Raw genomic sequence first — 21821 nt, 5'->3', positions numbered from 1 at the left:
GATGAAATCGGAAAATCGAGCAAACCCAGGGTTTGTCATTCACGTGAAGGAGCGAAACTGCCGGCCGTTCGTTGTTCGTTTTGCCCGCAAGGCGTTCCCATGTCCTTGTTCGCTACCAACGTTACTTACTGAATCACGCTGTTGCTCCGAGCAGCGAGCGTTGGCATGATCTGGCGATAACATGGCTTGAAATGGCGACTCGGCGCCCCCTTTCGGTGCCGTAGCGTGACGCGGTGCTCACTTTCGGTGCTGTATCGAGACCAGGTTCCTGTCGAAAAATTTTACACTCTGCAGGTAAAAACCTGAGGCAACTGCTTGGGTATATACGGTTTATTCATTTAATTCAATAAACTGCAAAAATAATGAAGAGAATGGTACGGTTATTGCTCTATGATTCAGGGAGGTTGGAGCGCTAGCCTGGCTGTTTTGGCGCCGGTTTCGTGTTTTTTTTAAAAAACGCGTATTCCTGCCAACCTTTTAATGTCAATTTCGTTTTGTTTTCTGCTCTACCAATTAATGGCATTAGTCCAAATGGACTATTGACACGTTAATGAACGCTAAGCAGAATGAAAATGTGACAACAAGTTACGCGATGTTTCCCTTTTTTACCGATGGAGTAATTACCATGAATATCAGATCATTTGCCAGAAAAGCGATTGCTTTGTCACTATTGTCCGGTGCTGCCCTTACCGCCAATGCAACCAATACTGACCTAGGAGCTGCTACTGTAGGGGTTCCGCTGGCTTTTAACGGCACTGCTCTCAGCGCCACTTTCGACGATACTTTCACATTTTCGCTACCGGTCAATAGTGGTTCCGGCTATAGCGTTATTGCTTTTGATGTCAAACCTTATTTCGTTACCCAGTTGGCCACATTCGCCCTTGTCTCAAGTCCTGACGGGATTGTTGGTAGCGGTGACGATGTTTTACTTGGTGCAAGCGTTGCGGGTGATATCAAGAAATTGAATCTCTCTTTCGGCACACTTGCAGCGGGGAATTACTATCTCTACGTAGCAGGCATTACATCCGGAACCATTGGCGGTTTGTACAACGGCGCCATATCGGTGACGGCTGTTCCCGAACCCGAAAGCTATGCACTGTTCCTGGCGGGGCTTGGCATCATGGGCGCCATAGCACGTCGCCGGAGCAAGGCCAACGCTGCCTGATCTCTGATACCGGCTTCGCCAAAAAAGGCTTGCGTTCAGCAAGCCTTTTTTTCGGCCGGAATTTGCCATCTGGTCAGGAAATCCGGTAGTTCAGTAAGCCCACAAGGCGCTACCCTGTCCAAGGGACACGTTGAAGGGACTTGCCGTCGATTGCCGGGCTTTGCACTGACTCAGGTTGGCTCCGCCAGCACTTGTTCCGAAACGTCTCATGCGGTTCCGAAGAGCGAAACCACTTCGCGAGTGACCCTGTTGTACTCGTCTGTCGATTCATCAAATGCAAGCTTCACAGTCCTTGGGTTCCCATACGCATTTTATATGCATAAACCATAATTCATCGGACGAATGGTGCTCATTAGTCCATTCGGACTATTGACGAGCTGCAATTCGTCACTTACGATCAGTCATCCTTTCCCAATTATTCAAGCAAGTCTCATTTTGTGAGGAACTGACATGAAACTCAAACCTGTTGTTGTTGCACTTTCCCTCATGGCCGGTGTGTCGGCTGCCTCGGCCACGACAATTTTTGACGCTGGTCCCTATACCCTGAGCTATGACGAGACGACCACCTTTGGTTTCCTGGCAAGTTCGTTCAGCTCTTCCGGCAATTCCTATGGCTTCTCCTGGAACTTCTCACCCGATGCCAGTGTGGTCAGTTTTGGATCCACCGAAGTTAAATTTGTCACGCTGCCGTCGTTTACGCTCACACCCAATGCGGGCTATACACTGAGCGGTGGTTTCAATGCTTTTCTGGGTAATCTGGTGTACACCGAGGTCGGTGGTGCCACGACAGGCATCCTGGCTTATGGTGATGTGTCGGTCAACGGCGGCGCGCCGATCAACATCAATGGCCACCTGGTTTCGTGGACTCAAACATTAAGTGTCCCGGGCTCCAACAGCGGCTATTTCGCTGAATCGGCGACCCTGCCGCTCGGAAGTTTCACCAGCATTGCTGTCAGTAATGCCTCCCTGGCGCTCTCAGCCAGCGGTGGTATCTACTCGAGCATCATTGCCCAGCCGCAGAACAAGATCGAGTTCAGCTTCACGGCCGTACCGGTTCCCGAACCCGAGACCTATGCCATGCTGCTGGCAGGTCTGGGGGTGATGGGTGCCATTGCACGTCGGCGCCGGACCATTCAGAAGTAACTTGATTTCACTCAATCATCAGCCCGTCGCCCTGGCGACGGGCTTTTTCGTTGACGTACCGCATTCACCGCTTGCCTGCAACAACCAAACCGTTACCCCACTTCATGCTGAAATAAATGCAGCAGACGATCCGGAAGCCAGTCGAGTCTTCCGGGAAAGCTGCCGCTCACAAAACCGACATGCCCGCCTTCGCGCGGGTAGTCGAGTTTCACTGCGGCGGCAACCTGGTCGCTGCTCGGTAGCGCACGGGACGGCAGGAACGGGTCGTTCAGCGCGTTGAGCACCAGCGTCGGCAGGCGGATGCTGTTCAGCCAGGGTTTGCTTGACGCGCGTCGCCGTAGTCGTCGGCGCCGGCAAAGCCGTGCAGCGGTCCGGTGACGACGTCGTCGAACTGGTAAAGGGTGGCGGCTTCGCGCATGAGACGTTCGTCAAACAACTGGGAAACCAGGCGGTTTGTTCAATGGCGCCATCTCGGTTACGGCTGTTCCCGAGCCCGAAAGCTATGCGCTGTTCCTGGCTGGGCTAGGCATCATGGGCGCCATAGCACGTCGCCGGAGCAAGGACAACGGCGTCTGATTCTCTGAAATCCGCGTCGGTAAAAAAGCTTGCTTACAGCAATTTTTTTTTACCTAACATTTTCATCTGCTCAGTGAACTCGGCGGCTCAGTTTGGCTTGAAGGGGTGAACAAAGCGCGTTAAGAAGCGTAGATGAGCTTTTGATGTCTGTTTTTGGCGACATATAAAACATAAACGAATCATAATGTTAGTTTAATGTACTTATTTCATGTCGCAATCTGACGACAGACCGGTTTTTGATTGTTTTACGCAACGTGCGAAGCCACGTCAAGAAGACCTGCTATGGAGGTCATTACAGCTTAATTAGACTGTCGCTTTTGCGGCGGGCTTTTTCGTTGACGATCCGCATTCACCGCTTGCCTGCAAAACGTGATCCACTATCCCACCTCATGCTGAAAGAAATGCAGCAGACGATCCGGTAGCCAGTCAAGTCTTCCGGGAAGGCTGCCGCTAACAAAGCCGACGTGTCCACCTTCGCGCGGGTAGTCGAGTTTCACTGCAGCGGCAACCTGATCGCTGCTCGGTAGTGCATGCGATGGCAGGAACGGGTCGTTCTGCGCGTTGAGCACCAGCGTCGGCAGGCGGATTCTGTTCAGCCAGGGTTTGCTTGACGCGCGTCGCCAGTAGTCGTCGGCGCCGGCAAAGCCGTGCAGCGGGCCGGTGACCACGTCGTCGAACTGGTAAAGGGTGGCGGCTTCGCGCATGCGGCGTTCGTCAAACAAGCCGGGAAAGCGCAGCAGTTTGGCCGCAGCGCCTTGTTTGAGCGTTTGTAGAAAATGCTGCGTATAGACGCGGTTGAATCCGCGCGCCAGTTGGTGGCCGCAGGCGGCGAGGTCGAGCGGTGCGCTGATCGCGGCGGCGCCGCTGATATAGCGGGTGGCGGCGGACGCGCGCTCGCCCAGCCATTTGAGCAGGGCATTGCCACCGAGCGAGACGCCGACGGCGTAGAGTGTTCGTTGCGGATACTGTTGCCTGAGGCGCTGCAGTATCCACTCGATCTCTTCGCTGTCGCCCGAGTGGTAGGCGCGCGGCAGCCGGTTGGGTTCGCCGGAGCAGCCACGGAAATGGATGACCACGCCACCCCAGCCGATGTCGGTCAGCCGCTGCATCAGGGCTCGCGCATAATGGCTGTTGGAACTGCCTTCAAGTCCATGAAACAGCACGACGATTGGCCTGTGCGGGCTGTCCGCATCGCAAACAGCGGCTTCGTTCCAGTCGAGGTCGATGAAGTCCTGGTCCGGCGTTTCCCAGCGCTGTCGCCGGTAGGGGTGCGGGACGGGTTTGATGAGCAGCGGGTAGATGGTCTGCAGGTGGCCGCCGGGGAGCCACTTCGGGGCCTGGTAGGCGATCAATGCAGGGTGCGCAGCGGTGCGGCTTGCGGCGCGCTGCCGGTTTCTGCACTGCCGGGATCGGCGGATGCCGAAGCGTGGTGCGAGAGCAGGCGCCAGCCGTTGGCGCCCCGCTGAAAGACGTTGGTCGACAGCATCGGTCCGTGCGGTGTCGGCTCGTCACCGAGGTAGAGCGTTTCAACAACGCTATGGACGGCGATCAGCAGGCCTTTCCAGCATACGCTGCGCTTGACGTGTACGGTGAGGCGGGAATTGCTGGCGAATATGCTGCGCCAGCTATCGCGGATGGCCAGTGGGCCACGCAGGTATTGCCCGGTCGGGTGAATGCAGACGATTTCCTCGTCGTCGGCCCAGACACTCATCAGGGCGTCGAGATCGCCGCGGCCAATGGCCTCATAAAAGGCCTGCTCGGCGTCTTCGGCGCTGGTGAAAATGACACTCATGCGGCAGTTCCCGCCAAGCAGGCATCAAGCACACGTTGTGGCTCAATTTTGTTCAGGCAGTCGAGGTGCCCAAGCGGACACTCGCGCTTGAAACAGGGGCTGCAATCGAGATTGAGGCTGATTATTGTTGCGCGTGGCGAGAGCGGCGGCGTAAAACCGGGTGATGAGGATCCGTAAACGGCGACCAGTGGCCGATCGAGCGCGGCGGCGACATGCATCAGACCGGAATCGTTGCAGACGACAAACGTCGATGTGGCGATCAGGTCGATGGCCTGCGTCAGCGAGGTGCGGCCGCAGAGGTTCACCGGCGCCGGGGCCGCGGTGGCCAGGCCGACGATGTCGTCGCCAACTGCCTTGTCTTTCGCCGAGCCGAGTAACCAGATGGCGTAACCGCGACTGGCCAGTTGATCGGCCAGCGTGGCGAAATGACGTGCCGGCCAGCGCTTGGCCGGGCCGTATTCGGCGCCGGGGCAGAAAACAGCCACTTTTTCCGGTCGCTTGATGCCGAGTACAGCGAGCGTCGCGGCTTGCTGATCGGTGCTTGAGGCCAGGCGCGGTAGCGCGAGAGGTCGTAGCAGCAGCGCACCGACGGGTTCGGCGAGTTGTGCGAAGCGATCGGCCATTTGCGGCAGCGCGATTGGGTCCAGAGTGTGGCGACGGTTGATCAGTGCGTAGCGGGCTTCACCGGTAAAGCCGATACGTTCCGGGATGCCGGCAAAGAAGGGAATGAACGCCGACTTGAGCGAATTGGGCAGGATGTAGGCGCGCTGATAACCGGCTAGTGCCACCTGGCGCGCCAGACGGTAACGCGCCGTGAGTGAAAGCTCGCCATGGATGAAGGGGCTGTCGATGATCTGACCGATCTCCGGCATGCGTTGCAGTACGGGTGCCACCCAGCGCGGCGCCAGCGCGTCGAGCTGCAGCCCCGGCGTGTGCTGATGCAGTCGCCCGAACAGCGCTTGCGCCATGACGGTATCGCCGATCCAGGCGGGAGCGACCACCAGTGCTTTCAAGGTGTGAGGGGTGGGGAGTGAGGAGTGAGGAGTCAAATCGTCCCTCCGGCTGCCGGGTTACTCTTCACTCCTTACTCCTGACTCCTCACTGATTCAATGCCCCTTGGGCATTTCGCCCTTGAAGACATAGTGTGCACTGCAATAGGGGCAGACCGCTTCGCCGGTATGGGTAACGTCCAGGAAAACACGTGGATGGCGTGCCCAGAGCGGTGCGTCGGGCAGCGGGCAGTGCAGCGGCAGGTCATGCGCGGTGATTGCGATGGGCTTCGATACTGTATTTTCGACCATGATGCGGAACCTTGCGATCTTAAATTAAACGATGTCAGGCAGGTCCGGTCATTGCCTGGCGGCCTGATCCGACCTGCGAGTTTGGCTATACATAAGTGAGCCAGTCTTCATGCGCCGCTACCCTGCCATTGACGCAGTCGAAGAACAGACCCTGGATCCGGGTGGTGATCGGGCCGCGATGACCGGCGCCGATCTGGCGGTTGTCGAGTTCGCGGATCGGCGTGACTTCAGCGGCAGTGCCGGTAAAAAAGGCTTCGTCGGCACAATAGACTTCGTCGCGCGTGATGCGCTTCTCGATGACCTGGATGCCGAGTTCGTCGGCCAGCGTCAACACCGAGGCCCGCGTGATGCCTTCGAGGCAGGACGTCAGGTCCGGTGTGTACAGTTTGCCGTTCTTGACGATGAAGACGTTCTCGCCGGCCCCTTCGGCGACGTAGCCGTCGACGTCGAGCAGCAGCGCCTCGTCGTAGCCGTCGTGCGCGACTTCCTGGTGCGCCAGGATCGAGTTGGTGTAGGTGCCGACCGATTTGGAGCGGCACATGTTGATGTTGACGTGATGGCGGGTGAACGAGGAGGTCTTGACGCGGATGCCCTTTTCCATGCCTTCGGCTCCCAGGTAGGCACCCCACGGCCAGGCCGCAACGGCGATGTGCGTGCTGATCGCGGTGGCGGCGATGCCCATGGCTTCGGAACCATAGAAGACGATCGGGCGGATATAGCAGGACTCGAGCTGGTTGGCGCGCACGACTTCCTTTTGCGCTTCGATCAGCGTGGCTTTATCGAACGGCATCTTCATCTGGAAAATATGCGCCGAGTTGAACAGGCGATCGGTGTGATCCCCGAGGCGGAAAATGGCGGTGCCTTTTTCGGCCTTGTAAGCACGAATTCCCTCGAAGACGCCCATGCCATAGTGCAGGGTGTGGGTCAGTACGTGTGTCGTAGCCTCGCGCCACGGCACCATTTTGCCGTCGTGCCATATGAATCCGTCGCGATCCGCCATGGACATGGTTTTCTCTCCGTCTGCCGCAAATTTCAAAAGGGAAATTCTAGCCGATTTTGCCCCCCGGTTGGCGGTAAAATAGGCGCTTTGCATCGCCCGCAAGCTCAATATGACCTGGAAACCCAATGTTACCGTCGCTGCCGTTCTGGAACGCGAGGGAAAATTTCTGCTCGTTGAAGAAGAAACCGACGAGGGGATACGTTTCAACCAGCCGGCGGGACATCTTGAATGCCGGGAGTCGCTGACCGATGCGGTGATCCGCGAGGCGCTGGAAGAAACGGGTTACCGTTTCGTTCCGCAGTATCTGGTCGGCGTCTATAACTGGCGCAACGAGGCGAGGGATGTCACCTACCTGCGTTTTGCTTTCGCCGGCGAGATCACCGGCCACGATGCGCAGCGCCCGCTTGACGAGGGGATCATCGCCGCGCGCTGGCTGACGTTTGACGAAATTCGTGCGCTTGAAGACCGCCACCGCAGCCCGCTGATCCTGCGCTGCATCGAGGACTGGCTGGCCGGCAAGCGTTATCCGCTGGATTTGATCACGCATTACACATGAGGTGGCTCGGCGGCTTCCTGCTGCTCTGCGCATTGACTGCCGGGGCGGCGGAACGGATTTCCGTCTGCTTCAACTATGGTTGCCTGACACAGACGGAGGTGGTCTTCAGCGACGAGCAGTTGCGTGAACTGGGTTTGCTTCTCGGCGAGGCGCAGGACGCGGCGCAGGAGCGGGCGGCGATCAGCGTCGCCGTCGGTCGGCTGCTTGGCTGGGCGGGTGAACAGTCGCCGATTTCGGCGGATCGGGGTGGCAACTACGCCGACGACGCGGTGTACGGCAGGATGGATTGCATTGACCACTCGACAACGACGACGCGACTGCTGCGAATGATGGAGAGCCAGGGAATGCTGCGCTATAACCGGGTGCTTGAGCCCGTACTGCGGCATCGTTTACTGATCTTTGACCACTTTGCGGCGTTGATCGAGGAAAGTGAACAAGCGGCACCGGCGGCAGAGGGCGCGCCGCCTGGGCGTTATGTGGTGGATAGCTGGTTTTTTGATAATGGCCAGCCGGCCGCGGTGATGCCGCTGGCCAACTGGCAGGCGGGAGAAAGTCCGAATGGCAGCGAATGAGAATCATGGCAGGACGGTGGTCGTCGGCTTGTCCGGCGGTGTCGATTCCTCGATAGCAGCACTGCTCCTGAAGCAGCAGGGATGGAACGTGGTCGGCCTGTTCATGAAGAACTGGGAGGACGACGACAGCGACGAGTACTGTTCGTCGCGCCAGGATCTGCTCGATGTAATGAGCGTCGCCGACAAGATCGGCATCGATGTCGAGGTGGTGAATTTCTCCAGCGAGTACCGGGAGCGTGTGTTCGCCGAATTTCTCAAGGAATACCAGGCCGGGCGAACGCCGAATCCGGATGTGTTGTGCAACTCCGAAATCAAGTTTCGTGCCTTCCTCGATCATGCACTGCAGATGGGGGCAGAAAAGATCGCCACCGGTCATTACGCCGGCGTGCGCGAGTCGGATGGCGCTTTCCAGTTGCTCAAGGCCGAGGACGGCAGCAAGGATCAGAGTTATTTCCTCTATCGACTGAACCAGCAGCAACTCTCGAGGACGCTGTTTCCGCTGGCCGATCGATATAAGCGTGATGTGCGCAGGATGGCCGAAGCCGCCGGACTGCATGTCGCGCTGAAGAAGGATTCAACCGGTATCTGTTTTATCGGCGAGCGACCGTTCAAGGAATTCCTGATGCGCTATCTGCCGCCGAAACAGGGCGAGATCCGCTGCCTTGACGACAATCGGGTACTTGGCGAGCACGATGGCCTGAGCTATCACACCCTCGGTCAGCGCAAGGGCCTGCATATCGGCGGCGTGAAAGGCGGCAAAGGCAGCGCCACCGGCGATCATGATGCCTGGTTCGTGGCCGGGAAGGATATGGCCAACAATGTGCTCTACGTGGTGCAGGGTCATTCCCACCCCGCACTTCTGGTCGATGATCTGAGCGCCGGACAGTTGTCGTGGATCTCGGGCGAAAGGCCGCATACGCACTGGGTCTATGGCGCCAAGACACGCTACCGGCAGGCCGATGCGGCGTGCGAGATCGAGCGCATCGATGCCGATTCCTGCTATATCAAGTTTGCCGAACCTCAGTGGGCGGTAACGCCGGGGCAATCGGTGGTGGTCTACGAGAGCCGGGTGTGTCTGGGCGGGGGGGTGATCGTTTGAGAATTGGAAACCGCTTTGAAAGCGCTTGCATTTGAACTCCTTCATTGCCCAAAAGCTGCCCCTGCGTGCCGTGCTGTGGAGCGTTGCGCTGGCAGCGCTTGGCTATCTTGGGCTTTCGCTGTGGGCAGGCTGGCGGGAGGTGGTGGCGGCTGTCGTTCAGGTCGGCCCGTTTGTCCTGATCGGGCTGCTGGCGCTATCGCTCTGCAATTACCTGCTGCGTTTTCTGCGCTGGGCGCGTTACCTGGCACTGCTTGACGCACCGGTGCCCTGGCGCATCAACCTTGCGGTTTATTTCTCCGGCTTTGCTCTGACCACCAGCCCCGGCAAGCTCGGCGAGACGCTGCGTTCACTGTTACTCAAGCCGCATGGCGTGCCGGCGCCCGCCAGTCTGGCTGCCTTCTTCGCCGAGCGGGTCAGCGATCTGCTGGCCATACTCGTACTCACCGCCGTCGGGTTGTGGGCATATTCCCCGGCGCGACCGGTGGTCGGGCTGGCGCTGGCCGCTGTCCTTGTTTTCCTGGTACTGGTGCAGTGGACGGCGTTGATCACGGCAATCGACCAGTGGGCCGCAACACTCGCGCAGAAATGGGCGAGTCTGGTCGTTAAATTATGCGAGATCATCCTGCATTTTCGCCGCTGTTTTTCATTGACGGCGATGGCGATGGGGCTGGCGATCGGGGTCCTTGCCTGGTTCGCCGAAGGCTTCGGCTTCTGGTGGCTGCTTGCTGCGCTCGGGCATCCCTTGCCGCTGACGACGGCGGTCTTCATCTATGCTTTTGCCATGCTGGTCGGCGGGCTTTCCTTTCTTCCCGGTGGCCTCGGCAGCAGCGAGGCGGTCATGATCGGCCTGCTGGTAATGAATGGTTTCCCCGAGCCGGCGGCGGTCACGGCGACGCTGATCTGCCGACTGGCGACACTGTGGTTTGCGGTCGGGCTGGGTGCGATTTTCGTGACCAGGACACGCTGATATGACACTGCGTTCATGGGGGCAGTTACCTGGCGATCCGGCCGTTGACGAACGCTGGTGGGCTGAGCGGACGGCGACGCTGCCCCAGCTTGACGGCAGCCTGCTGGCCTATGGCAATGGACGCAGTTATGGCGATGTCTGTCTGAACGGCGGCGCCACCCTGCTGCACACGCGCGGCATGGATCGTTTCATCGCCTTTGACGAGGCCAGCGGCGTGCTGAGCTGTGAAGCCGGCGTCCTGCTCTCCGATATTCTCGATGTTTTTGTGCCGCGCGGCTGGTTTCTGCCGGTGACGCCGGGAACACGGTTTGTCACCGTCGGCGGTGCCATAGCCAATGACGTGCACGGCAAGAACCACCACGGCGCCGGGACGTTCGGATGTCATGTACGGCGCTTCGAACTGTTGCGTTCCGACGGCTCCCGCTGCCTTTGTTCGCCCGGCGAAAATGCAGACTGGTTCGCGGCGACGATTGGCGGGCTGGGGCTGACCGGCCTGATTACCTGGGTCGAAATGGATTTGAAGCGGATTGCCGGCGTTGGCGTCGCCGTTGAGAACTTCCGCTTTAACGGGCTCGATGAATTTTTTTCGCTCAACGCCACGGCCGAGGCCAGTCACGACTACACGGTGGCGTGGATCGACTGCCTGGCCGCAACGCCGCGCGGTATCTTCGTGGCCGGCGATCACGTGGCCGCCAGCGACCTGGCGCTCCCGCCCAGGAAGCCTGGGAACTTGCCGCTGACGCTGCCAGCGGACTGGCCCTTTTCGCTGGTCAATGGGGTGTCCTTGCGCGCCTTCAATCAGGCCTATTATCATCGACCCTTGCCGGCGAAAGCAGTGGTGCATTACGAGCCGTTCTTCTACCCGCTCGACGCCGTCGCGCACTGGAACCGGCTGTACGGCCGGAAGGGTTTTTACCAGTACCAGTTCGTTTTGCCGATGGCTGCGCGTGAGCTGCTGGGCGACATCCTGCGCTGTATTGCGACGAGCGGGCAGGGGTCCTTTCTCGCCGTACTGAAAACCTTTGGCCATCTGCCCAGTCCTGGCCTGCTGTCTTTCCCGATGCCGGGCGTCACGCTGGCGCTTGATTTCCCGAATCGGGGCGCTCCGACACTGGCGCTCTTTGAACGTCTCGATGCCATGGTCGGAGCCGCCCGTGGCCGTCTCTACGCGGCCAAGGATGCACGCATGAGCGGCGAGTTTTTCCAGCGCAGCACGCCGCGCCTGAGCGAATTCATGCCGTATATTGATCCAAAGTTTTCATCCGGTTTCGCGCGGCGGGTTCTGCCTTGTTAGTCAGTGCAGTTAAAAGGAATTGAAAAAGCTTCACCACCAAGACACCAAGAACACAAAGATTCACCAAGAAAAAAACAGAAAACCTGGCTTTTCTTGGTGCCCCTTGGTGAACTTGGTATCCCACAAGGGGATTTCCTGCTGGGCATCCTGGTGGTTGAGCACTTGAACTTTACCGATCAGCAGTTTTAGGAGTGGTTTCATGCAGAGAATCCTGATCGTTGGTGCGACTTCGGCCATCGCCGAGGCAACGGCGCGGCTGTGGGCGGCGCGGGGGGATGCGCTGTTTCTGGTCGGGCGCCGGGCCGATCGGCTCGAAGTCATTGCCGCCGATTTGCGCGTGCGCGGAGCCGCTGCGGTGGGTAGTTTCGTGATGGATGCCTGCGACATCCCGGCGCATAGGGCCATGCTCGACGCGGCCGAACTGGCCATCGGCGGGTTGGACGTCGCGCTCATCGCCCATGGTTCGTTGCCAGACCAGAAGGCGTGCGAAGCATCGGTCGATCTGACGCTCAGGGAAATCGAAAACAACGGACTGTCGGTCATTGCGCTGGCTACACGGCTGGGTGAAAAGTTCGAGGCGCAGGGCCGGGGAAGCCTGGCCGTCATCAGTTCGGTTGCCGGTGATCGTGGCCGGCAGAGCAATTACGTTTATGGTGCGGCAAAAGGTATGGTCAGTCTCTTCCTGCAGGGCCTGCGCAATCGTCTGGTCAGGAAGGGCGTGCACGTGCTGACGATCAAGCCGGGCTTCGTCGATACGCCGATGACGAAGGCGTTCAGCAAGAGTGCGCTGTGGGCAAAACCGGCAAGCATCGCGCGCGGCATCGTGCGCGCAATCGACAGGAAAAGCGATGAAGTCTATCTGCCCGGATTCTGGTACCTGATCATGGCCCTCATCCGGCACATCCCGGAGCGGGTGTTCAAGCGCCTTTCCTTGTAAGCGAGTCTCGTTGCAGTTGAAATGCGAGCCGGTTGGCACCAGAGCGACCGGCATACATGAAAGAGTGAATGCCAGGATTGCCCTGATGTCATTTAGTTGATCGCCAAAGAACAGGTCGACAGGTACTCAGCCGGCCCGACGGCGGATGCGCACCATGACGACAATCTCTCAGCTTGCCCCCTTGACGGCTTAGGTGCTAGATTGCAGCCATTGAGGCAATAACCATAAGGTCTTTTTATGCAAGAAGAAATCGATGCCCATGATCGTTTCATGATCACGCTGGAGTGGCTGATGGCTCTTCACGAGCGCAACCCAGAGGCCTTGAACTTCGGGTTGATCAACGTCTGTTTTCACAACAGGGAATCACTGGGTAACACTTACGGGGCAAAACAGGCTCTGGATATGCTATGCCATCTCGCGAAACAATTGAGGCAAGCTTTCCGCAAAACCGATCTGGTCGCCCGCGACGGCAATGACTTCTGGATTCTGGTGCCCTATACCTCTCCGCAATCTCTGACTGAAAGAGTGACACAGCTTGTCGAACTGGCATCGGACAATGGCCTGGATATCGTCGACCGCGACCTAGCCATATTCAACATCCCCAATCCGGAGTTGCTCGGCAACTCCGCCCTGTTGACGCCGGCCAGGCTGCTCGAGTATCTTAAAAACAACAGGCAGATTGCTTTCCGTTGGGAGCATGCCTCGCTATCGAACTAGTCGTTGTTGGCAAAATGCTCACTGGAAAGCTTGCAGCCTGAGTTGCGATCTTTTCGAACAGGCCGTTAGGGAAGACAAAGCGCTGTGAGCGGACGACCTGCTTTCGGCTTGTTGCCAACGGTATTGGCATTTCTGCAGGCCGGACGGTGATCCCTGCGGGCCGCACTTGATAAACCAATCAGCCCTGCGGAACGGTGTCGGCAAATGCCGCTCGCTGCATCAATTTGGCATAAAGGCGGGCGAGGTTGGGGTGCTTAACACTCCAGTCGATCTCGGGGAAGCGGAAGGCAAGGTAGCCAAGTGCGCAACCTGATGCGATTTCAGCCATTGTGAAGTGCGAACCCATGCACCAGTTGTTTTCGCCAAGCTGGTCGGCCATGTAGTCGAGGCTGCGCAGAATCTTGTTTTCCTGACGCTCGATCCAGTCGGCGCTTTGCTGTTTGGCAGGACGTTTTTTCTCCAGAAATGCCAGTGCGGCGGCATCGCAAATGCCGTCAGCGAGAGCTTCCCAGCGCTTGACTTCGGTCCGCTCGCGGTTTGGCGCGGGCATCAGCTTGTTGTTCGGAGCAACATTGTCGAGGTATTCGCTGATGACCCGCGAATCAAACAGTACCGTCTCGTCGTCAAGCACCAGAACCGGGATCTTGCCGAGCGGATTGATATCCGGAATATTCGATTCAGCAGTCCAGGGGGAGTCAAGCACGAAATCGTAATCGATTTTCTTTTCGGCCAGAACGATGCGCACCTTGCGGACGTAGGGGCTGGTGAGTGATCCGATAAGCTTCATTGGCTACCTGTTGAAGAAATATTTGGCCAAATTATAGCATTCCAAACGCGATCAGTTCGCTGGAGATTTTGCCGGACGGGTAAAATAGAAAGCTAACCGAAAAGGATGAGTTCAATGACTTTGAGTGCCCTGACATCACTGTCGCCACTTGACGGCCGTTATGCCGCCAAGGTCGATGCGCTGCGCGCGCAGTTTTCTGAATTCGGCCTGATCCGCCGTCGTTTGCACGTCGAGATCGAATGGCTCAAGGCGCTGGCTGCCGAGCCTCTTTTCACCGAGATTCCGGCATTTTCGCCGATGACCGTGGCGGCCCTGGATCAATTGCTCGCCGGATTTGATCCGCAACAGGCGGCCGGGGTCAAGGCCATCGAGGCGGTCACCAACCACGACGTCAAGGCGCTGGAATACTGGATCAGGCAGCAGTTGGCAAACAATGCCGAGGTGATGCGGGTTGCGGAGTTCATCCACTTTGCATGCACGTCAGAGGATATCAACAATCTCGCGCATGCCCTGATGCTGAAGGCGGCACGCGACGAGACGTTGCTTCCGATGCTCGACAGTCTGGTGGCGCGCCTGCGCGATCTCGCGCATGAGCATGCCGCTCAGCCCATGATGTCGCGCACCCACGGCCAGCCCGCCACACCGACTACCCTCGGCAAGGAAATGGCCAACGTCGTCTATCGCCTTGAGCGTGCTCGGTCGCGCATCGCCGCGGTCAGCCTGCTCGGCAAGATCAATGGTGCCGTCGGCAACTACAACGCGCACCTCGCTGCCTATCCGGGTTACGATTGGGAGGGTTTTGCCCGGCGTTTTGTCGAAAGCCTCGGTCTCGAATTCAACCCTTATACCATCCAGATCGAACCGCATGACGCCATGGCCGAGCTGTTCGACGCCTTTGCCCGGGTTAACACCATCCTGCTCGATCTTGATCGCGACGTCTGGGGCTATATCTCGCTTGGTTTCTTCAAGCAGAAGCTCAAGGCCGGCGAGATCGGTTCATCGACCATGCCGCACAAGGTCAATCCGATCGACTTCGAGAATTCCGAAGGCAATCTCGGACTGGCCAACGCCTTGCTCAGGCATCTCTCCGAAAAGCTGCCGGTCTCGCGCTGGCAGCGTGACCTGACCGATTCCACCGTGCTACGCAATATGGGCGTCGCTCTGGGTTATACCCTGCTTGCTTATGACTCGTTGCTGCGCGGTCTGAACAAGCTCGAAGCCAACCCCGAGTGCCTGCATGACGATCTTGATGCCAACTGGGAACTTCTCGCCGAGCCGATCCAGACGGTGATGCGCCGTTACGGCATCGCCAACCCCTATGAAAAACTCAAGGAGCTGACCCGCGGTAAGCACATTTCCCGCGAAGGTATTCAGGCCTTCGTGCAGGGGCTGGAAATCCCGGCCCCGGCCAAGGCCGAACTGCTCGAACTGACACCGTGGACTTACACCGGCAAAGCCGCTGAACTGGCGAGGCGGATATGATCGACGAGCCCGCTGCGCAGCACGTGGTCTGTCCTTCTTGCGAGCGAGAATTGCCGAAGGGCTCGCTGCATTGCCCGTATTGTTGCGGTGACGACGGTCATCAGGGCGCGCTCATGCGCGGCGCATACATCGGCGCGATTGTTGGTCTCATGGTCGGCGGCATTGTCGCCGCCGTGTATTCTTCACTGGTCGGTCCGGACAATGCTACCTGGGAGTTGACCCTGGGCGTGGTGGTGGCCTGTGTGACGACGGGGGTGATCTGGGGAGTGCTTCATCAACGCGGCAAGTCATGATCAGCCAACAGCATAAACAGGAGCGCAATTCGTGTCGCAATTTGCTTTGAATCTGAAGAAGTTACCGGGTATTTCTCATCTGGCAGCGATCAATCTGCTTGATGCCGAAGGGAATGTGCTCGTTGCCATCGAGAACAAGACGGGAAGCCAGGGCTCGCTGGCCGTCTATAACCATCTGGCGCAGACTTTCGGCGCCATTACTCCGGATGCGGCGAGAAAGGGGCTCGAACTCTTTGCCGAGCACACGGACGATGCGCGGGCGCATCCGGGAAAGCATCCCAATATTGACCGGCTGTTGGCCTTGCTCGAGGAGAAGAAAACGCTGCGCATCAAACACGTGTTTGCGTTTTGAGTATTCAATCTTCTTGAGCCATGCTGCAAAAAAACCAGGTACTGGCACCGACAGGCAGAAGCACCTTTTTATCCTGGGCAGCGGCAGTCAGAACAGCGCTTTGACAATCAGCCAGCCCACCAGGCAACCCGTTCCGACGCCGATCAGGCCAGGAATGATGAAGCTGTGGTTGATGACGAACTTGCCGATGCGTGTTGTGCCGGAGCGGTCAAAACCGATGCAGGCCAGATCGCTGGCATAGGTCGGCAGGATGAAGTAGCCGTAAGCCGCCGGCAGGAAGGCGACCATGATCTTCGGGTCGACCCCAAGACTGACGCCAATCGGCGCAATGGCCGCGATGGCCGCCGCCTGGCTGTTGACCAGCTTTGAAACAATGAACAGGACAATGGCGTAGGTCCAGGGCTGCGTGGCGACGACTCCGGCCAGCGAGTTCTTGAGCAGCTCGAAATGCGCCTCGAAAACGGTATCGGCCATCCAGGCGACGCCGAAGATGGAAATCACGGCGACCATGCCGGCCTTGAATACCGTCCCGTTGGGGATTTCCTGCGGGCGTACCTTGCAGAACATGAGGATGACCGCGCCGGCACTGAGCATCATCATCTGGATGGCCAGATTCATCGACAGCGGTTTGGCCTTGCCGACTTCACCGAGCACAGGACGCAGCCCGGGAAAAGCGCCGAGCAGGACAACGGCGCCGATGGCTGCAAAGAATATCCAGGTGGCCCAGTAGGCTTCCTTCGGGAAGACCTTGTCGAGCAGGGTGGATGATTCGCCGTAGATGTAGGCCTTTTGCTCGGGGTCCTGCAGCTTGGCCTGAAATACGGGATCTTTGTCCAGATCCTTGCCGCGACGCATGCTCCACAGCGCGGCAACAATGACACCGCACAGCGTCGCCGGCATGCCGACGGAGAGTACTTCGATGAGGCTGACCGGGTGTCCGTCGATGCCTTGGGATCTGCCGAGAATGGCCACCATCGACACCACGGCTACCGATACCGGTGAGGCGCAGATGCCGATCTGCGAGGCGATCGACGCCACCGCCATCGGTCGCTCGGGGCGGATTCCCTTCTTGATGGCGATGTCGTAGATGATCGGGAACATGGTGTAGACCACGTGGCCGGTGCCGCACATCACGGTCAGCGACCAGGTCGTCAGGGGTGCCAGCAGGGTAATCTGCTTCGGATGACGACGAAGGATTTTCTCGGCAAAGCGCATCATCACGTTGAGCCCGCCGGCAGTCTGCAGCACCGAGGCACAGCCGAGTACCGCCATGATGGTGAGCAAAACGTCAATTGGCGGCTTGCCGGGTTGCAGGTGGAAGACAAAGGTGAAAATCAGCACGCCAACACCGCCGATCAGACCCAGCGCGAAGCCGCCATAGTGCGCGCCGACCAGCAGACAGAACAGGATGACGAGAAACTCGAGAACGATGCTGATATCCATTTTGCAGCCCCCTCTTGATTTGCCTCAAGTGTCTTCTAGACTGACAGGTAGTGTCAACTTGCAGCTTCCAGCAGTTCAGCGGGGCTTAACAATTATCCGAACCCATGTTCAGACGACTGCGCCGTCCTCGTTGGCACCCTCGATCTGCTTCTTGGGTTTGATGAAGTGCTCGCGCGAGACGCCCAGCCACATGACCAGCGGGCTGGCGACGAGGACCGAGGAGTAAATTCCGAAGCAGATGCCGATGGTCAGTGCCAGCGCGAAGTAGTGCAGCGTTGCTCCACCGAAAAGCAGCATGGACAGCACCATGAGCTGCGTCGAGCCGTGCGTGATGATGGTGCGCGAGATGGTGCTGGTGATGGCGTGGTCAAGCACTTGCGGTGTCGTCAGGCCGCGCACCTTCTTGAACGTTTCGCGCACACGGTCGAAGACGACGACCGATTCGTTGACCGAGTAACCGAGCACGGCCAGCACCGCCGCCAGAACCGAAAGTGAGAACTCCCACTGGAAGAAGGCAAAGAAACCAAGAATGATGATAACGTCGTGCAGGTTGGCGATGATGGCCGACACCGAGAATCGCCACTCGAAACGCATGGCCAGGTAAAGCACGATGCCGACGACAACCAGAAGCAAGGCCATGGCGCCGTTCTCGGCGAGTTCCTTGCCGACCTGCGGGCCGACGAATTCGACGCGGCGCAACGTGGCGCCAGGCGCTTCGGCGTTAAGCGCCGTCATCACCGATTCGCCGATCCTGGCGGTGTTCTGCTCGCTCCTGAGCGGCAGGCGAATCATCACATCCTGGCTGGAGCCGAAGTTCTGCACGGCGATATCGGTATAGCCGGCGCGGCCGAGCCCTTCGCGAATCTGTTCCAGATTGGCCGCCTGTGTGTAGTTGACCTCAATCAGCGTGCCGCCGGTGAATTCGACTGACAGGTGCAGTCCGCGACTGAACAGAAAGAAAACGGCGAGCAGGAAGGTGAGCAAGGAAATGACGTTGAACACCAGCGCATGGCGCATGAAGGGGATGTCCTTCTTGATGCGGAAAAATTCCATCTGAGTACGTCCTTATTTGGCGGGTGCCGCTTTGGCGCTGTTGCCCGGTTTCCAGATCTGGCCGATCGAAAGCGATTCAAGCTTGCGGCGACGGCCGTAGATCAGGTTGATCAGTGCCCGCGAGACGACCACGGCGGAGAACAACGAAGTCAGGATGCCCAGACAGTGCACCACGGCGAAGCCGCGTATCGGGCCGGAACCAAAGACCAGCAGCGCGATACCGGCGATCAGCGTGGTGATGTTCGAGTCGAGAATGGTGCCGAAGGCGCGTTCATAACCGGTGTGGATGGCGGCCTGCGGCGTCGACCCGTTACGCAGTTCTTCGCGGATGCGCTCGTTGATCAGCACGTTGGCGTCGATCGCCATACCCAGTGCCAGCGCGATGGCGGCGATCCCCGGCAGCGTCAGCGTGGCCTGCAGCAGCGAAAGCAGGGCGACCAGAAAAAGCAGGTTGGCGGCCAGGCAAATGACCGAGACCAGGCCGAACAGCATGTAGTAGGCGATCATGAAGACGGCAATGGCGGCGAAGCCCCACATCGTCGACTGGAAACCCTTCTGAATGTTGTCGGCACCGAGGCTCGGACCGATGGTGCGTTCTTCGATGATCTCCATCGGTGCGGCGAGCGAGCCGGAACGCAGCAGCAGCGCCGTGTCGTTGGCTTCCATGGTGCTCATGCTGCCGGAAATCTGGACGCGTCCGCCACCGATTTCAGTGCGGATCACCGGTGCTGTCACGACCTCGCCCTTACCCTTTTCGATGAGCAGGATCGCCATGCGCTTGCCGACGTTCTCACGCGTGATTTCCTTGAAAATTCGCGATCCGGCCGAGTCGAGGCTGAGGTGTACCGCCGGTTCATGGGTTTGATTGTCGAAACCGGGCTGGGCGTCGGTCAGTCGGTCGCCGGTCAAAACCACCTGCTTCTTGACCAGCAGTGGCCTGCCGCCGCGCTCGACGTAAAGCTCGGTGCCGAACGGCACCTGGCCGGCGATGGCGGCTTCCAGCGCGCCCGGGCTGTCGTCGACCATGCGGATTTCCAGCGTTGCCGTGCGACCAAGAATATCCTTGGCCTTGGCCGTGTCCTGCACGCCCGGCAACTGGACAACGATGCGGTCGATGCCCTGCTGGGCGATGACCGGCTCGGCAACGCCGAGTTCGTTGATGCGGTTATGCAGGGTGCCCATGTTCTGCTTGAGGGCAAATTCCTGGATACGCTTCATTGCCGCCGGTTTGAGCGTGGCGACCAGCTTGAGATCGGTGCCTTCGCCCTGATCGGCAAGCAACAGATCGGGTTGATTATCGTCCAGCGCGAGGCGCGCCTTGCTGCGCGTTTCCTCATCGCGGAAGCGAATGACGATGCGCTCACCTTCCCGGCCGATGCCGCCGTGGCGAATCGTCTTGTCGCGCATCAGGCTGCGCAGATCGGCACTGATCGAGTCGAGTCGCTTGGTCAGCGCCCCCTTCATGTCAACCTGCAGCAGGAAATGCACGCCGCCACGCAGGTCGAGACCGAGGTACATCGGCAGTGCGCCGAGTCGGGTCAGCCATTGCGGCGAACTCGAGAGCAGGTTCAGGGCGATGACATACTGCGGGTCGCTGACGTCGGGGTTGAACTGCTTTTCCAGCAGATCCTTGGCCTTGAGCTGGGTGTCGGTGTCTTGCAGGCGAACCTTGACGCCGTTGCTGTCGAGGAAGGTTCCCTTGCTTTCGACCCCGGCGGCGTTAAGCGTGCTTTCGACACGTTCCAGCGTCTTCAGATCGACCTTGAGCGTGGCCTTGGTGCTCGACACCTGAACGGCAGGTGACTCGCCAAAGAAGTTCGGCAGGGTGTAGATGAAGCCAATCACCAGCGCGAAGGCGACGAGGATGTATTTCCAGAGCGGATAGCGGTTCATGTGGACAGTGGGAAGTAAAGAGTGAGCAGTGAAGAGATCAAAGTGAGCAGCCAGCGCAGGGTTTTACTCCTGACTCCTCGGTCGAGCCGCCTCACTGACTTTTGAGCGTGCCTTTGGGCAGGACCAGCGTAATGGCTGGTTTCTGCATCTGGATCTCGACGTTATCGGTTATGGCGAGCGTTACGAAGTCATCGCCGACCTTGGTCAGGCGGCCAGCCAGACCACCCTGGGTGACGACTTCGTCGCCCTTGGCCAGCGCATCAAGCAGTGCCTTGTGTTCCTTGGCCTTTTTCATCTGAGGCCGGACCATCAGGAAATAGAGTACGGCGAACATCAGGATGATCGGCAGAAACTGCATGACGCTATCCATCGGGCCGGCGGCGGCAGTCGTTGCAGCGGTTTGAGCAAAAGCGTTACTGATCAGCACAGATGTCTCCTGGGTAAAAATATGGGAAGGTGTCAGAAATTTAGCGGGCTATTGTATCACTCTGGCCTGTTCGCCGCGTCCGGAGTGAAAGCGGGCCACTGTTTCGGCCAGTTTGCCGGTGGCAATGGCCTCGCGCAGTTCATGCATCAGCGTCTGGTAGAAGTGCAGGTTGTGCAGGGTATTGAGTTGAGCGCCGAGGATTTCGCCGACGCGGTGCAGGTGGTGCAGGTAGGCGCGCGAGAAGTTGCGGCAGGTGTAGCACGTGCAGCTTGCGTCGAGTGGGCGCGGATCGTTCTTGTGATGCGCGTTCTTGATCTTGATATCGCCGTAGCGGGTAAACAGATGGCCGTTGCGTGCGTTGCGCGTTGGCATCACACAATCGAACATGTCGATTCCGGCCTGTACCGCATTCACCAGGTCTTCCGGCGTGCCGACGCCCATCAGATAACGTGCCTTGTCTTGCGGCAGGCGCGGTGCGGTATGGGAGAGAATACGCGACATTTCCTCCTTGGGCTCGCCGACCGAAAGACCGCCGATGGCAAAGCCGTCGAACCCGATGGCGGCGAGGCCGGCCAGCGATTCGTCGCGCAGTTCCTCGTACATGCCGCCCTGCACGATGCCGAACAGGGCGTTGCTGTTGCCCAACGCGTTGTGCTCGTCGCGCGAACGTTGCGCCCAGCGCAGCGAGAGGCGCATCGATTGGGCGGCGGCGTCGAGGCTGGCAGGGTAGGGCGTGCATTCGTCGAAGATCATCACGATGTCGGAATTCAGAACGTGCTGAATTCGCATCGATTCCTCGGGTGTCAGGAAGAGCTTGTCGCCGTTGATCGGCGATGAGAATTTGACGCCTTCTTCCGATATTTTGCGCAGAGCACCGAGCGAGAAAACCTGGAAGCCGCCGGAGTCGGTAAGCAGCGGGCCGTTCCAGCCCATGAAGCGGTGCAGACCGCCGTGCGCGGCGATGGCCTCCAG

Annotated in this window: 26 protein-coding genes; 13 read left to right on the top strand and 13 right to left on the bottom strand. The window is 58.8% G+C overall.

Going from position 1 to position 21821, the window contains the following annotated elements; all coding sequences use genetic code 11:
- Nucleotides 1–550: 550 nt before the first annotated feature.
- On the top strand, nucleotides 551–1165 hold the full coding sequence (locus JNM42_RS06795) for an FxDxF family PEP-CTERM protein (protein WP_294267925.1): 615 nt from the start codon (nucleotides 551–553) through the stop codon (nucleotides 1163–1165).
- A gap of 450 nt (nucleotides 1166–1615) precedes the next feature.
- Nucleotides 1616–2308: a PEP-CTERM sorting domain-containing protein gene (locus tag JNM42_RS06790; protein WP_294267924.1), complete on the top strand. Its 693-nt coding sequence runs from the start codon at nucleotides 1616–1618 to the stop codon at nucleotides 2306–2308.
- Nucleotides 2309–2400: 92 nt separating this feature from the next.
- Here the strand turns inward: JNM42_RS06790 and JNM42_RS06785 are convergent, their stop codons facing one another.
- On the bottom strand, nucleotides 2401–2592 hold the full coding sequence (locus tag JNM42_RS06785; RefSeq protein ID WP_294267923.1) for a hypothetical protein: 192 nt from the start codon (nucleotides 2590–2592) through the stop codon (nucleotides 2401–2403).
- 169 nt (nucleotides 2593–2761) lie between these two features.
- On the opposite strand from JNM42_RS06785, the gene JNM42_RS06780 reads away from it, so the two are divergent.
- Nucleotides 2762–2884 (top strand): PEP-CTERM sorting domain-containing protein, encoded by a 123-nt coding sequence (locus tag JNM42_RS06780; RefSeq protein WP_294267922.1) that lies wholly within the window; start codon nucleotides 2762–2764, stop codon nucleotides 2882–2884.
- 377 nt (nucleotides 2885–3261) lie between these two features.
- Here JNM42_RS06780 and JNM42_RS06775 read toward each other — a convergent pair whose 3' ends face one another.
- The 5 genes from JNM42_RS06775 to JNM42_RS06755 all read right to left on the bottom strand — a co-directional run bounded on the left by JNM42_RS06775 (nucleotide 3262) and on the right by JNM42_RS06755 (nucleotide 6983).
- Nucleotides 3262–4236, bottom strand: coding sequence for a hydrolase (locus tag JNM42_RS06775; RefSeq protein WP_366504415.1), 975 nt, complete (start codon nucleotides 4234–4236; stop codon nucleotides 3262–3264).
- The gene (locus JNM42_RS06770) at nucleotides 4233–4676 is read right to left on the bottom strand and encodes a nuclear transport factor 2 family protein (protein ID WP_294267921.1); all 444 of its coding nucleotides are present in this window, start codon (nucleotides 4674–4676) and stop codon (nucleotides 4233–4235) included. The genes JNM42_RS06775 and JNM42_RS06770 overlap by 4 nt, the downstream gene beginning before the upstream one ends.
- A complete protein-coding gene (gene waaF, locus JNM42_RS06765; protein ID WP_294267920.1) occupies nucleotides 4673–5677 on the bottom strand; it encodes a lipopolysaccharide heptosyltransferase II in 1005 nt (334 codons plus the stop codon). The genes JNM42_RS06770 and waaF overlap by 4 nt, the downstream gene beginning before the upstream one ends.
- Before the next feature lie 105 nt (nucleotides 5678–5782).
- Nucleotides 5783–5977 (bottom strand): zinc-finger domain-containing protein, encoded by a 195-nt coding sequence (locus JNM42_RS06760; protein ID WP_294267919.1) that lies wholly within the window; start codon nucleotides 5975–5977, stop codon nucleotides 5783–5785.
- 85 nt (nucleotides 5978–6062) lie between these two features.
- Nucleotides 6063–6983, bottom strand: a complete 921-nt coding sequence (locus JNM42_RS06755; RefSeq protein WP_294267918.1) for a branched-chain amino acid transaminase — start codon at nucleotides 6981–6983, stop codon at nucleotides 6063–6065.
- 103 nt (nucleotides 6984–7086) lie between these two features.
- Here JNM42_RS06755 and JNM42_RS06750 point away from each other — a divergent pair, with 103 nt between their 5' ends.
- From JNM42_RS06750 to JNM42_RS06730, 5 genes are read left to right on the top strand one after another with little or no spacing between them, the layout of a single operon-like run.
- Nucleotides 7087–7533: an NUDIX hydrolase gene (locus JNM42_RS06750; protein ID WP_294267917.1), complete on the top strand. Its 447-nt coding sequence runs from the start codon at nucleotides 7087–7089 to the stop codon at nucleotides 7531–7533.
- Nucleotides 7530–8105, top strand: a complete 576-nt coding sequence (locus JNM42_RS06745; protein ID WP_294267916.1) for a hypothetical protein — start codon at nucleotides 7530–7532, stop codon at nucleotides 8103–8105. The genes JNM42_RS06750 and JNM42_RS06745 overlap by 4 nt, the downstream gene beginning before the upstream one ends.
- Entirely contained in the window at nucleotides 8092–9204 is a 1113-nt protein-coding gene (mnmA, locus tag JNM42_RS06740) for a tRNA 2-thiouridine(34) synthase MnmA (RefSeq protein ID WP_294267915.1), read from the top strand. Before JNM42_RS06745 ends, mnmA begins: the two co-directional genes overlap by 14 nt.
- Nucleotides 9205–9229: 25 nt before the next feature.
- The gene (locus tag JNM42_RS06735) at nucleotides 9230–10171 is read left to right on the top strand and encodes a lysylphosphatidylglycerol synthase transmembrane domain-containing protein (RefSeq protein ID WP_294267914.1); all 942 of its coding nucleotides are present in this window, start codon (nucleotides 9230–9232) and stop codon (nucleotides 10169–10171) included.
- A gap of 1 nt (nucleotide 10172) precedes the next feature.
- Nucleotides 10173–11465: an FAD-binding oxidoreductase gene (locus JNM42_RS06730; RefSeq protein WP_294267913.1), complete on the top strand. Its 1293-nt coding sequence runs from the start codon at nucleotides 10173–10175 to the stop codon at nucleotides 11463–11465.
- A 60-nt stretch (nucleotides 11466–11525) separates the two neighbouring features.
- Here JNM42_RS06730 and JNM42_RS06725 read toward each other — a convergent pair whose 3' ends face one another.
- Complete coding sequence (locus JNM42_RS06725) at nucleotides 11526–11666, bottom strand: hypothetical protein (protein ID WP_294267912.1); 141 nt, start codon at nucleotides 11664–11666, stop codon at nucleotides 11526–11528.
- On the opposite strand from JNM42_RS06725, the gene JNM42_RS06720 reads away from it, so the two are divergent.
- Nucleotides 11665–12402, top strand: a complete 738-nt coding sequence (locus tag JNM42_RS06720) for an SDR family oxidoreductase (RefSeq protein ID WP_294267911.1) — start codon at nucleotides 11665–11667, stop codon at nucleotides 12400–12402. The two genes, JNM42_RS06725 and JNM42_RS06720, sit on opposite strands and share 2 nt — an antisense overlap.
- A gap of 237 nt (nucleotides 12403–12639) precedes the next feature.
- Nucleotides 12640–13119, top strand: a complete 480-nt coding sequence (locus JNM42_RS06715; protein WP_294267910.1) for a diguanylate cyclase — start codon at nucleotides 12640–12642, stop codon at nucleotides 13117–13119.
- A gap of 178 nt (nucleotides 13120–13297) precedes the next feature.
- Here JNM42_RS06715 and JNM42_RS06710 read toward each other — a convergent pair whose 3' ends face one another.
- Nucleotides 13298–13906, bottom strand: coding sequence for a glutathione S-transferase (locus tag JNM42_RS06710; protein WP_294267909.1), 609 nt, complete (start codon nucleotides 13904–13906; stop codon nucleotides 13298–13300).
- A 105-nt stretch (nucleotides 13907–14011) separates the two neighbouring features.
- Here JNM42_RS06710 and purB point away from each other — a divergent pair, with 105 nt between their 5' ends.
- From purB to JNM42_RS06695, 3 genes are read left to right on the top strand one after another with little or no spacing between them, the layout of a single operon-like run.
- The gene (gene purB / locus JNM42_RS06705; protein WP_294267908.1) at nucleotides 14012–15388 is read left to right on the top strand and encodes an adenylosuccinate lyase; all 1377 of its coding nucleotides are present in this window, start codon (nucleotides 14012–14014) and stop codon (nucleotides 15386–15388) included.
- A complete protein-coding gene (locus JNM42_RS06700; protein WP_294267907.1) occupies nucleotides 15385–15681 on the top strand; it encodes a hypothetical protein in 297 nt (98 codons plus the stop codon). Before purB ends, JNM42_RS06700 begins: the two co-directional genes overlap by 4 nt.
- A 31-nt stretch (nucleotides 15682–15712) precedes the next feature.
- Nucleotides 15713–16033 carry a DUF2322 family protein gene (locus tag JNM42_RS06695; RefSeq protein ID WP_294267906.1) on the top strand — a complete coding sequence of 107 codons (321 nt, stop codon included), beginning with the start codon at nucleotides 15713–15715 and terminating at the stop codon, nucleotides 16031–16033.
- An 87-nt stretch (nucleotides 16034–16120) separates the two neighbouring features.
- On the opposite strand, the gene JNM42_RS06690 is transcribed toward JNM42_RS06695, so the two are convergent.
- The 5 genes from JNM42_RS06690 to tgt all read right to left on the bottom strand — a co-directional run.
- Complete coding sequence (locus JNM42_RS06690) at nucleotides 16121–17476, bottom strand: anaerobic C4-dicarboxylate transporter (protein WP_294267905.1); 1356 nt, start codon at nucleotides 17474–17476, stop codon at nucleotides 16121–16123.
- Nucleotides 17477–17584: 108 nt separating this feature from the next.
- Nucleotides 17585–18529: a protein translocase subunit SecF gene (gene secF, locus JNM42_RS06685; RefSeq protein ID WP_294267904.1), complete on the bottom strand. Its 945-nt coding sequence runs from the start codon at nucleotides 18527–18529 to the stop codon at nucleotides 17585–17587.
- A gap of 12 nt (nucleotides 18530–18541) precedes the next feature.
- A complete protein-coding gene (secD, locus tag JNM42_RS06680; RefSeq protein ID WP_294267903.1) occupies nucleotides 18542–20422 on the bottom strand; it encodes a protein translocase subunit SecD in 1881 nt (626 codons plus the stop codon).
- A 91-nt stretch (nucleotides 20423–20513) separates the two neighbouring features.
- Nucleotides 20514–20792: a preprotein translocase subunit YajC gene (gene yajC / locus JNM42_RS06675; protein WP_366504416.1), complete on the bottom strand. Its 279-nt coding sequence runs from the start codon at nucleotides 20790–20792 to the stop codon at nucleotides 20514–20516.
- 105 nt (nucleotides 20793–20897) lie between these two features.
- The coding region (gene tgt / locus JNM42_RS06670; RefSeq protein ID WP_294267901.1) for a tRNA guanosine(34) transglycosylase Tgt at nucleotides 20898–21821 on the bottom strand (924 nt) is incomplete at its 5' end.

Source organism: Propionivibrio sp. (assembly GCF_016790145.1).
Lineage (GTDB): Bacteria > Pseudomonadota > Gammaproteobacteria > Burkholderiales > Rhodocyclaceae > Propionivibrio.
Note: the sequence above shows the minus strand (reverse complement) of the source record. Positions and strands in the feature narration are given on the sequence as shown.

Coding starts and splice junctions, on each gene's coding strand:
- purB (WP_294267908.1), top strand. CDS start 14,012: ATGAGTTCAATGACTTTGAGTGCCCTGACATCACTGTCGCCACTTGAC.
- JNM42_RS06790 (WP_294267924.1), top strand. CDS start 1,616: ATGAAACTCAAACCTGTTGTTGTTGCACTTTCCCTCATGGCCGGTGTG.
- JNM42_RS06725 (WP_294267912.1), bottom strand. CDS start 11,666: ATGAAACCACTCCTAAAACTGCTGATCGGTAAAGTTCAAGTGCTCAAC.
- JNM42_RS06750 (WP_294267917.1), top strand. CDS start 7,087: ATGACCTGGAAACCCAATGTTACCGTCGCTGCCGTTCTGGAACGCGAG.
- JNM42_RS06795 (WP_294267925.1), top strand. CDS start 551: ATGAACGCTAAGCAGAATGAAAATGTGACAACAAGTTACGCGATGTTT.
- secF (WP_294267904.1), bottom strand. CDS start 18,529: ATGGAATTTTTCCGCATCAAGAAGGACATCCCCTTCATGCGCCATGCG.
- JNM42_RS06710 (WP_294267909.1), bottom strand. CDS start 13,906: ATGAAGCTTATCGGATCACTCACCAGCCCCTACGTCCGCAAGGTGCGC.
- JNM42_RS06745 (WP_294267916.1), top strand. CDS start 7,530: ATGAGGTGGCTCGGCGGCTTCCTGCTGCTCTGCGCATTGACTGCCGGG.
- JNM42_RS06755 (WP_294267918.1), bottom strand. CDS start 6,983: ATGTCCATGGCGGATCGCGACGGATTCATATGGCACGACGGCAAAATG.
- secD (WP_294267903.1), bottom strand. CDS start 20,422: ATGAACCGCTATCCGCTCTGGAAATACATCCTCGTCGCCTTCGCGCTG.
- JNM42_RS06715 (WP_294267910.1), top strand. CDS start 12,640: ATGCAAGAAGAAATCGATGCCCATGATCGTTTCATGATCACGCTGGAG.
- yajC (WP_366504416.1), bottom strand. CDS start 20,792: ATGGATAGCGTCATGCAGTTTCTGCCGATCATCCTGATGTTCGCCGTA.
- JNM42_RS06730 (WP_294267913.1), top strand. CDS start 10,173: ATGACACTGCGTTCATGGGGGCAGTTACCTGGCGATCCGGCCGTTGAC.
- JNM42_RS06760 (WP_294267919.1), bottom strand. CDS start 5,977: ATGGTCGAAAATACAGTATCGAAGCCCATCGCAATCACCGCGCATGAC.
- JNM42_RS06770 (WP_294267921.1), bottom strand. CDS start 4,676: ATGAGTGTCATTTTCACCAGCGCCGAAGACGCCGAGCAGGCCTTTTAT.
- JNM42_RS06700 (WP_294267907.1), top strand. CDS start 15,385: ATGATCGACGAGCCCGCTGCGCAGCACGTGGTCTGTCCTTCTTGCGAG.
- mnmA (WP_294267915.1), top strand. CDS start 8,092: ATGGCAGCGAATGAGAATCATGGCAGGACGGTGGTCGTCGGCTTGTCC.
- JNM42_RS06720 (WP_294267911.1), top strand. CDS start 11,665: ATGCAGAGAATCCTGATCGTTGGTGCGACTTCGGCCATCGCCGAGGCA.
- JNM42_RS06690 (WP_294267905.1), bottom strand. CDS start 17,476: ATGGATATCAGCATCGTTCTCGAGTTTCTCGTCATCCTGTTCTGTCTG.